The organism is Rhizobium sp. SEMIA 4085 (assembly GCF_013004495.1).
Taxonomy (GTDB): domain Bacteria; phylum Pseudomonadota; class Alphaproteobacteria; order Rhizobiales; family Rhizobiaceae; genus Rhizobium; species Rhizobium gallicum.
In genome coordinates this window covers 1-2909 of the sequence record NZ_JABEPH010000534.1, presented here as the reverse complement: position 1 = coordinate 2909, position 2909 = coordinate 1, and the positions used below count along the sequence as shown (strand labels likewise).

The 2909-nt window shown below is 58.8% G+C and carries 3 protein-coding genes; all 3 read left to right on the top strand.

What is annotated here, in order from left to right; translation table 11 throughout:
- On the top strand, positions 1–1076 hold a 1076-nt coding region (nifA, locus tag C9413_RS30500), incomplete at its 5' end, for a nif-specific transcriptional activator NifA (RefSeq protein ID WP_170251355.1).
- A gap of 222 nt (positions 1077–1298) precedes the next feature.
- Entirely contained in the window at positions 1299–2777 is a 1479-nt protein-coding gene (gene nifB / locus C9413_RS30495; protein WP_040114243.1) for a nitrogenase cofactor biosynthesis protein NifB, read from the top strand.
- Between the two features lie 34 nt (positions 2778–2811).
- On the top strand, positions 2812–2909 hold a 98-nt coding region (locus C9413_RS30490), incomplete at its 3' end, for a 4Fe-4S binding protein (protein WP_170251354.1).

The following is a 2909-nucleotide window of genomic DNA, read 5'->3' as shown; positions in this document are numbered from 1 at the left end:
CCAAACTCGAGGGGGTTAGCGGGGAGAGTCCTGCCCTCAAGCAGGTGGTCGAAACCGTCTCAGTCGTGGCACGGACGAATACCACCGTGCTTCTGCGGGGCGAAAGCGGCACCGGCAAGGAGTTCTTTGCACAGGCGATCCATGAGCTTTCACCTCGCAGGAAGAAGTCGTTCGTCAAATTGAACTGCGCCGCGCTGCCTGAGAGCGTCCTGGAATCGGAGCTGTTTGGGCATGAAAAGGGTGCCTTCACCGGGGCTATCGCGCAGCGCGCGGGACGCTTCGAATTGGCGAATGGCGGAACCCTGTTGCTTGATGAGATCGGCGAGATTTCGCCGGCCTTTCAAGCCAAGCTGTTGCGCGTCTTGCAGGAGGGCGAACTGGAGCGGGTCGGCGGCACCAAGACGCTGGAGGTTGACGTCCGGCTCATATGCGCCACGAACAAGAACCTCGAGATGGCTGTTGCAAACGGCGAGTTCAGGGCCGACCTTTATTACCGCATCAGCGTAGTGCCAATTGTCCTGCCGCCGCTTCGAGAGCGACCCGGCGATATTCCACGCCTTGCGAAAGTTCTCCTTAACCGATTCAACAAGGAGAACCATAGCGAGCTCGCATTCGCGCCGTCGGCGCTTGACGTGATGTCGCAATGCTACTTCCCTGGCAACGTCCGCGAGCTCGAAAACTGCGTGCGAAGGACGGCCACGCTTGCGCGTTCAAGGACGATCGTTCCGTCGGATTTCGCCTGCAAGAACAGCCAGTGCCTTTCTTCGCTCCTCTGGAAAGGCATCGACGGGTCGCACGGCGGCAATGCCATCGATGAGCTTGCCAAGAACAATGTGATGCCGGCTGCATCGCCGCACTCGGCCCGGTGCATCGGCGTTTCGCCCGTCAAGGCCTGTGATCCGAACGATCCCGGTTGTCCCGCAATGGGGTCGCGTCTGACGGAACGGGACCGGCTGATCGATGCGATGGAGAAGGCCGGCTGGGTTCAGGCCAAGGCGGCTCGTATCCTCGGCCTGACGCCGCGTCAGGTCGGCTATGCTCTGCGCCGGCATCGTATCGAGGTGAAGAAGCTGTAAGCGTGCTGGTGACATGTTGCCCTTCTTGCATTTTGTGTGAGTGAGGTACTGTGGCTTTCACGAACCAATTCGCCTGTCCATTGTCGAAATCCTGACAAACCTGTGTCGAAGCAAACGGACGGAATCGAACAAGAAAAGCTAACATATTGAAGTAAAACTATTCTTTAAGTTGGCATGGCTCTTGCGCTTTGAATGCGACGTTACCTACCAACGGAGCCTTCAATGTCTGCACCGACGATTTCGCTTGAGAGCCTGACCAGCACGACATCCTTGGATCAATTGCTGGCGACCGCGAAGTCCAGTGGTTGCACATCCTCATCCTGCGGCGCGTCCACAAAGCCGGATGACATGGACTCGGCTATCTGGGCGAAGATCAAGGATCATCCCTGCTATTCAGAAGAAGCCCACCACTATTTCGCGCGCATGCACGTCGCGGTCGCACCAGCCTGCAATATTCAGTGCAACTACTGCAATCGTAAATATGACTGCGCCAACGAAAGCCGGCCTGGAGTCGTCTCGGAAAAGCTGACGCCAGACCAGGCGCTGCGCAAGGTCATTGCGGTCGCCAACGAAGTGCCGCAGCTTTCCGTGCTCGGCATCGCCGGACCAGGCGATGCCTGTTACGACTGGAAGAAGACGAAGGCAACGTTCGAACGAATCGCCAGGGAGATCCACGACATCAAGCTGTGCATCTCCACCAACGGGCTTGCGCTGCCGGATCACGTCGCCGAGCTTGTCGACATGAATGTCGATCACGTGACAATCACCATCAACATGGTCGACCCGGAAATCGGCGCAAAGATCTATCCTTGGATCTTTTACGACAACCGCCGCTACACCGGCATCGAAGCCGCCAGAATCCTGCACGAGCGGCAGATGTTAGGCCTGGAAATGCTGACTGCGCGCGGCATCCTCACCAAGGTCAATTCGGTGATGATCCCAGGCGTCAACGACGAGCACCTGATCGAGGTGAACAAATGGGTCAAGGAGCGGGGCGCGTTCCTGCACAATGTTATGCCGCTGATTTCCGATCCGGCCCACGGCACCTACTACGGCCTGACCGGACAGCGTGGCCCTCGGGCGCTCGAATTAAAGGCGCTACAGGATCGTCTTGAAGGCGGCGCAAAGCTGATGCGCCATTGCCGGCAGTGCCGGGCCGATGCAGTCGGCCTGCTCGGCGATGATCGCGGCCAAGAATTCACCCTCGACCAAATTCCCGGCGAGATCACCTACGACGCCCGCAAGCGCGAGGCATATCGGGAAGTGGTCGCGCGCGAACGAGGCGATCACGTGGCGGCCAAGAGCGAGGCGATCGAAATAGTCAAAGCAGCCTGCGGCGGGTCCCTCCACGTCGCGGTGGCGACGAAGGGCGGCGGCCGCATCAACGAACACTTCGGCCACGCGAAGGAATTCCAGGTTTATGAAGCTTCGCCGAAAGGAATCACCTACGTCGCGCATCGTAAGGTCGAGCAGTATTGCCGTGGAGGCGTGGGCGAGGAAGCCACCCTCGACGGCGTCATCGCTGCGCTCGATGGCATTGACGTCGTGCTGTGCGCCAAGATCGGGGAGTGCCCTAAGAATCAGCTCATGGAGGCTGGAATCCGAGCAACGGACGCTTATGGCTACGACTACATCGAGACCGCCATCGGCGCCCTTTACGCCGCCAAGTTTGGGGTCGAACTGCTAGCGGCGACGGCGTGAGCGGTCTTATTCTAACATTCTCAGGAGTTGAAAAATGGCCTTCAGGATCATCGCATCCCAGTGCACACAGTGCGGAGCCTGCGAGTTCGAATGTCCCTCGGACGCGATCGATTTCAAGGGTGAGACCTATGT

Bases quoted from the DNA above. Each gene is read 5' to 3' on its own strand.
- nifB (WP_040114243.1), top strand. From the start codon at position 1,299: ATGTCTGCACCGACGATTTCGCTTGAGAGCCTGACCAGCACGACATCC.